4 protein-coding genes are annotated in these 6221 nt (G+C 62.9%); 3 read left to right on the top strand and 1 reads right to left on the bottom strand.

Going from position 1 to position 6221, the window contains the following annotated elements:
- Window positions 1-106: 106 nt before the first annotated feature.
- On the bottom strand, window positions 107-1039 hold the full coding sequence (locus J1G35_RS25545) for an iron-sulfur-binding ferredoxin reductase (protein WP_223016348.1): 933 nt from the start codon (window positions 1037-1039) through the stop codon (window positions 107-109).
- Window positions 1040-1339: 300 nt separating this feature from the next.
- Here J1G35_RS25545 and J1G35_RS25540 point away from each other — a divergent pair, with 300 nt between their 5' ends.
- The 3 genes from J1G35_RS25540 (at window position 1340) to J1G35_RS25530 (ending at window position 6063) form a co-directional block, all read left to right on the top strand.
- Window positions 1340-2863, top strand: a complete 1524-nt coding sequence (locus J1G35_RS25540; RefSeq protein WP_010208051.1) for a fumarate hydratase — start codon at window positions 1340-1342, stop codon at window positions 2861-2863.
- A 105-nt stretch (window positions 2864-2968) separates the two neighbouring features.
- Window positions 2969-4735 (top strand): ATP-binding protein, encoded by a 1767-nt coding sequence (locus J1G35_RS25535; protein WP_223016347.1) that lies wholly within the window; start codon window positions 2969-2971, stop codon window positions 4733-4735.
- Entirely contained in the window at window positions 4729-6063 is a 1335-nt protein-coding gene (locus tag J1G35_RS25530; protein WP_223016346.1) for a sigma-54 dependent transcriptional regulator, read from the top strand. Before J1G35_RS25535 ends, J1G35_RS25530 begins: the two co-directional genes overlap by 7 nt.
- Window positions 6064-6221: the final 158 nt, after the last annotated feature.

The following is a 6221-nucleotide window of genomic DNA, read 5'->3' as shown; positions in this document are numbered from 1 at the left end:
GCCCCACCACCAGCACGGCCCCTGCGCCGCCTGCTCGCCGCTAAACCCCTCGTTCAGTCACAGCAACTCGGGTTATCGCGAATCTCACGACCGTGGAATTCAGCGCTCAACCACGGGACAGAAACACATCGGCCAACAGTTGATTGCGCGGCAGTCCCGCCAGGAACAGGCGCTTGGAAAAAGCCTCGACGCTGGCAGGGTGACCGCAAAGCAAAGCCAGTGTTTGCCGGGAAACAAGCCGCAGTTGCGCCAATGCCTGGGTCGACTCAGCCGCGGTCCACAACTCCACCGTCAGGTTTGGATGCTGCGCCGCCAACTCGGCCAGGGGCCCGGCCAGGTAGTGACCGTCGGCCTCATGGGCCAGGTGAATCACGCGGATGGCGCCCTTGTGATCCTGGCGCAACGCCTCGCGCAGCACGCCCCACAAAGGCCCCAGGCCGGTACCCGAAGCCAGCAGCCATAGCGGTCGGAATTGCCAGTCGGGATCGTATTGCAGCGCGCCGCCACGCAATTCTCCCAGGCGCAGACGATCACCCACCAACAACCCTCGCGCAACATCGCTGAATTCACCTGGTTGACGGCAATCGATATGAAACTCCAGACATACATCTTCCTGCGGCAAGCTCGCCAGGGAATAAGGCCGTGCCACCTGTCCGGCCCATAACACCAGGTGCTGCCCGGCGCGATACCGCAACCCGCGCTCCGGTTGCAGACGCAGGCGCAGCACAGTGGCGCTCAACCAATCAGCACCCACCACCTGGGCCGGCAAACCGTCACGCAGCGGGTCGAACGCTTCGACCTGCAGATCGCCGATCACCCGGCACTGGCACGCCAGGCGCCAGCCCTCCTGGCGTTGTGCCGGGCTCAGCGCTTCGGGCTGCAGGTCCTCGACCTCGCCCTGGCAACGCACCAGGCACGCATGGCAACTGCCGGCCCGGCAACTGTAAGGCACAGCTACACCCGCCTGGTTCAAGGCATCCAGCAGGTTGCTGCCGGTGGCTACCGACCAATGGCGTTCGCCGACATGTAGATCAGGCATATAACTCTTCAACTGTAGGCGCGAGCTTGCTCGCGAAGATCGCTAACGATAACGCGGGCCGTCTGACGAAACCCATCAAATTCAAGTTTTTCGCGAGCACGCTCGCTCCCACAGGTAAACCGAGCCGGAGGTTCATGACCATAGTCGGGTGTATCGGCCACCGCGCCGGGTTATACTGCCGCGCCTTTTTAGCGTCGCGCCTGCACCACTTGGCGTGCCTTGGAAAGGTGGACTCAGCCGACCGATGCACCCCACTGAGCCCACCTTTATTGAATGTTCCCTTATAGAGGAGCGCGACTCATGACCGTGATCAAGCAAGACGACCTGATTCAGAGCGTTGCCGACGCCCTGCAATTCATTTCCTACTACCACCCCGTTGATTTCATCCAGGCGATGCACGAGGCCTACCTGCGTGAAGAATCGCCGGCAGCCCGTGACTCCATCGCGCAGATCCTGATCAACTCGCGCATGTGCGCCACCGGCCATCGCCCGATCTGCCAGGACACCGGTATCGTCACCGTGTTCGTGCGCGTGGGCATGGACGTACGTTGGGATGGCGCCACCATGGGCCTGGACGACATGATCAACGAAGGCGTGCGTCGCGCCTACAACCTGCCGGAAAACGTCCTGCGCGCATCGATCCTGGCCGACCCGGCCGGCGCACGTAAGAACACCAAGGACAACACCCCGGCCGTGATCCACTACTCCATCGTCCCGGGTAACACCGTGGAAGTGGACGTGGCGGCCAAGGGCGGAGGTTCCGAAAACAAGTCGAAAATGGCCATGCTCAACCCGTCCGACTCGATCGTCGACTGGGTGCTCAAGACCGTTCCGACCATGGGCGCCGGCTGGTGCCCACCGGGCATGCTCGGCATCGGCATTGGCGGCACCGCCGAGAAAGCCGCGGTGATGGCCAAGGAAGTGTTGATGGAATCCATCGACATCCACGAGCTGAAAAAGCGCGGCCCGCAGAACCGTATCGAAGAGATGCGCCTGGAGCTGTTCGAGAAGGTCAACCAACTGGGCATCGGCGCCCAGGGCCTGGGTGGCCTGACCACCGTGCTCGACGTAAAGATCATGGACTACCCGACCCACGCCGCTTCGCTGCCGGTGTGCATGATCCCCAACTGCGCCGCCACCCGTCACGCGCACTTCGTGCTCGACGGTTCGGGCCCGGCGTCGCTGGAAGCGCCACCGCTGGACGCCTACCCGGAAATCGTCTGGGAAGCCGGCCCATCGGCCCGTCGCGTCAACCTCGACACCCTGACCCCGGAAGAAGTACAGAGCTGGAAGCCGGGCGAAACCGTGTTGCTCAACGGCAAGATGCTCACCGGTCGCGACGCCGCGCACAAGCGCATGGTCGAGATGCTGAACAAGGGCGAAACCCTGCCGGTGGACCTCAAGGGTCGCTTTATCTACTACGTCGGCCCGGTTGATCCGGTGCGCGAAGAAGTGGTTGGCCCGGCGGGCCCGACCACCGCGACGCGGATGGACAAGTTCACCCGTCAGATCCTCGAGCAAACCGGCCTGCTGGGCATGATCGGCAAATCCGAGCGCGGCCCTACCGCGATCGAAGCGATCAAGGACCACAAGGCCGTGTACCTGATGGCCGTGGGCGGCGCCGCTTACCTGGTGGCGCAGGCCATCAAGAAGTCGCGTGTGGTTGCCTTCGCCGAACTGGGCATGGAAGCGATCTACGAGTTCGACGTGAAAGACATGCCAGTCACCGTTGCGGTGGACAGCAAGGGCGAATCCGTCCACATCACCGGTCCTGCCATCTGGCAGAAAAAGATCAGTGAAAGCCTGGCGGTAGAAGTGCAGTAAGCACTTTCCCGCAAGGATAAAGGCGACTGCGGCCCCATGGCCCAGTCGCCTTTTTTATGGCGCATGCTATGGTGCACTCCCCTTACTGTGCCTGCCCATCACCGTATGATCGTGATACCGCGTCCCCTGCGCCTGACCTTCTATTCCCTACTGATCATCGCCGGTGCGTTGCTGGCCGCTGCCTTGGCCACGCGCCATGCCGAACGCCAGGCGTTGGTGGACGATGCGGCCCGCGCCAACCAGCAGCTCGCGCTGTATGCCAACTCGTTGCACACCCTGATCGAACGCTACCGCGCCCTGCCCGCTGTGCTGGCGCTGGACTCGGAAATGATCAACGCGCTCAAAGGCCCGTTGGACGCCAGCACCCAGGACCTGCTCAACCGCAAGCTCGAACGCATCAACGGTGCAGCCCAGTCCTCGACCCTGGAACTGATGGACCGCACAGGCTTGGCCGTGGCCGCCAGTAACTGGAACTTGCCGAGCAGTTACGTTGGGCATAACTACGCATTTCGGCCGTATTTCAGCCAGACCAAGAGCCAAGGCACCGGGCGCTTTTACGCGGTAGGCGTGACCACGGGGATTCCAGGGTATTTCCTCTCCAGCGCGGTGCTCGATGAACACGAGCAGTTCCTCGGCGCCATGGTGGTAAAGCTGGAATTCCCCGAGCTTGAGCGTGAGTGGGCCCAAGGCAATGACCTGCTGCTGGTCAGCGATGCGCGCGGCATCGTGTTTATCGCCAACCAACCGGACTGGCGTTATCGCAACCTGCGCGCGCTGTCGCCCAGCGACCTCGCCGAACTCAAGGCCACCCGCCAATATGACAAGAAACAACTGCAACCCTTGGATACCCAGGTCTTGCAACGCTTTGATGAAAACAGCCACCTGATGCACGTCAACGGCCCCGATGGCAACGCCAATTACATCTGGGAATCCCTGCCGCTGAAGGCCGAGGGCTGGACCCTGCATCTGCTGCGCAAACCCCAGTTCGCCTTTGAAGATCAACGCAATGCTGGTCTCGCCGCTGCCGGGTCCTGGCTGGCGCTGGTGTTCCTGGCGCTGTTCCTCAGCCAACGCTGGCGCCTGGCCCGTTTGCGCCAGCGCAGCCGCGAAGAACTCGAACAGCTTGTCGAAGAGCGCACCCAGGCCCTGCGCACCGCCCAGGATGGCCTGGTGCAATCGGCCAAATTAGCGGCGTTGGGGCAAATGTCCGCCGCCCTCGCCCACGAGATCAATCAGCCGCTGACTGCCCAGCGCATGCAGTTGGCCACTTTGCGATTGCTGCTGGACCACGGTCGGGTGGACGACGCCTACAAGGCCCTCACCCCGCTGGACGACATGCTCACCCGCATGGCCGCCCTCACCGGCCACCTCAAAACCTTCGCGCGCAAAAGCCCCAGCGGCTTGCGCGAACGCCTGGACCTGGCCAACGTGGTCGACCAGTCCCTGCAACTGCTCGACGCACGCCTGCGTGACGAAGCCATCGGTACCATGCTGGACCTCGCCCGTCCCGCCTGGGTACGCGGCGATGCGATCCGCCTCGAACAGGTGCTGATCAACCTGCTGCGCAACGCCCTCGACGCCATGGCCGACAAACCACGCAAGCGCTTGGAAATCCGCCTGCACGCCGACCAGCAGCTGTGGCAACTCACGGTCAGCGACAGCGGCGGCGGGATTGCCGAAGAGCACCTCAACAGCGTGTTCGACCCCTTCTTCACCACCAAGCCGGTGGGTGATGGGCTCGGTTTGGGCCTGGCGGTTTCCTACGCTATCGTGCACGAACTGGGCGGGCGCCTGATCGCGAGTAACCATGGCGACGGCGCGGTATTTACCCTGACCTTGCCTATCGCGCTGGAGACACCCGACTTATGTTGAACGCGGTGATTGTGGTCGATGACGAAGCCAGCATTCGCACGGCCGTCGAACAATGGCTGAGCTTGTCGGGGTTCGAGGTGCAGTTGTTCAGCCGCGCGGAAGCCTGCCTGGCGCAACTGCCCAGGGACTTTCCCGGGGTGATCCTGAGCGACGTGCGCATGCCCGGTCTCAGCGGCCTGGAGCTGCTGGCCGAAGTGCAGCGCCGTGACGTCGACCTGCCCGTGATCCTGCTGACCGGGCATGGCGATGTGCCGATGGCCGTCGAAGCCATGCGCGACGGCGCCTACGACTTCCTCGAAAAACCCTTCAGCCCCGAAGCGTTGCTCAACAGCCTGCGCCGCGCGCTGGACAACCGCAGGCTGATCCTGGAAAACCGCCGCCTGCACCAACAAGCCGATCATCGGGCGCAGTTGGAGTCGAGCCTGCTCGGTGTTTCTCGCGGCTTGCAGAACCTGCGCCGACAGGTACTCGACCTGGCGACCTTGCCGGTCAACGTCCTGATCCGGGGCGAGACCGGCAGCGGCAAGGAGCTGGTCGCCCGCTGCCTGCATGACTTCGGCCCACGCGCGAAAAAACCGTTTGTGGCACTCAATTGCGCGGCAATCCCCGAGCAACTGTTCGAGGCCGAACTGTTCGGCCACGAAAGCGGCGCCTTCACCGGCGCCCAGGGCAAGCGCATCGGCAAACTGGAGTACGCCCATGGCGGCACGCTGTTCCTCGATGAAATCGAAAGCATGCCCCTGGCCCAGCAAGTGAAGCTGCTGCGCGTGCTGCAAGAGCAAAAGTTGGAGCGATTGGGCTCCAATCAAAGCATTCATGTGGATTTACGCATCATCGCCGCCACCAAGCCGGACCTGCTCGAAGAGGCCCGCGCCGGGCGCTTTCGCGAAGACCTGGCCTATCGGCTGAACGTTGCACAACTGCGCCTGCCGCCATTACGCGAGCGTCGTGAAGATATTCCATTGCTGTTCGACCACTTTGCCCAAAGCGCCGCCGAGCGCCTGGGCCGTAGCGTGGAGCCGCTGAGCGGCGCGCAGTTGGGCCGCCTGCTCAGCCATGACTGGCCGGGCAATGTGCGCGAGTTGGCCAACGTCGCCGAACGCCAGGTGCTGGGCCTTGGCGAACCGGAACCGGAAGGGATCGAAGCCGGGCAATCGTTGGCCGCGCAGCAGGAGGCGTTCGAGGCCCATTGCCTGAAGGCAGCATTGACCCGGCATAAAGGCGACATCAAGGCGGTGCTGGCGGAGTTGCAGCTGCCACGGCGCACCTTTAACGAAAAAATGCAGCGCCATGGGCTGGCCAGGGACATGTTCCTGAAAGATGAATGAGCGGATTTCCGCTCACTCCCCTCAAAACCATCAGCGGCTTTCCGCTCAAAAAAATCCGCAAACCCTTCTAGACCGGGCCTTCATCCACCTGGCACAGCTCCTGCTATAGCCCCAGCCAGGCTGCGCACGCGCCGCTCCATAAAAACAACTAGATGAAG

Origin of the sequence: Pseudomonas sp. SH10-3B (assembly GCF_019891415.1) — a bacterium.
GTDB lineage: Bacteria > Pseudomonadota > Gammaproteobacteria > Pseudomonadales > Pseudomonadaceae > Aquipseudomonas.
The sequence above is the reverse complement of the archived record's forward strand: the minus strand, read 5'-3'. Positions and strand labels throughout refer to the sequence as shown.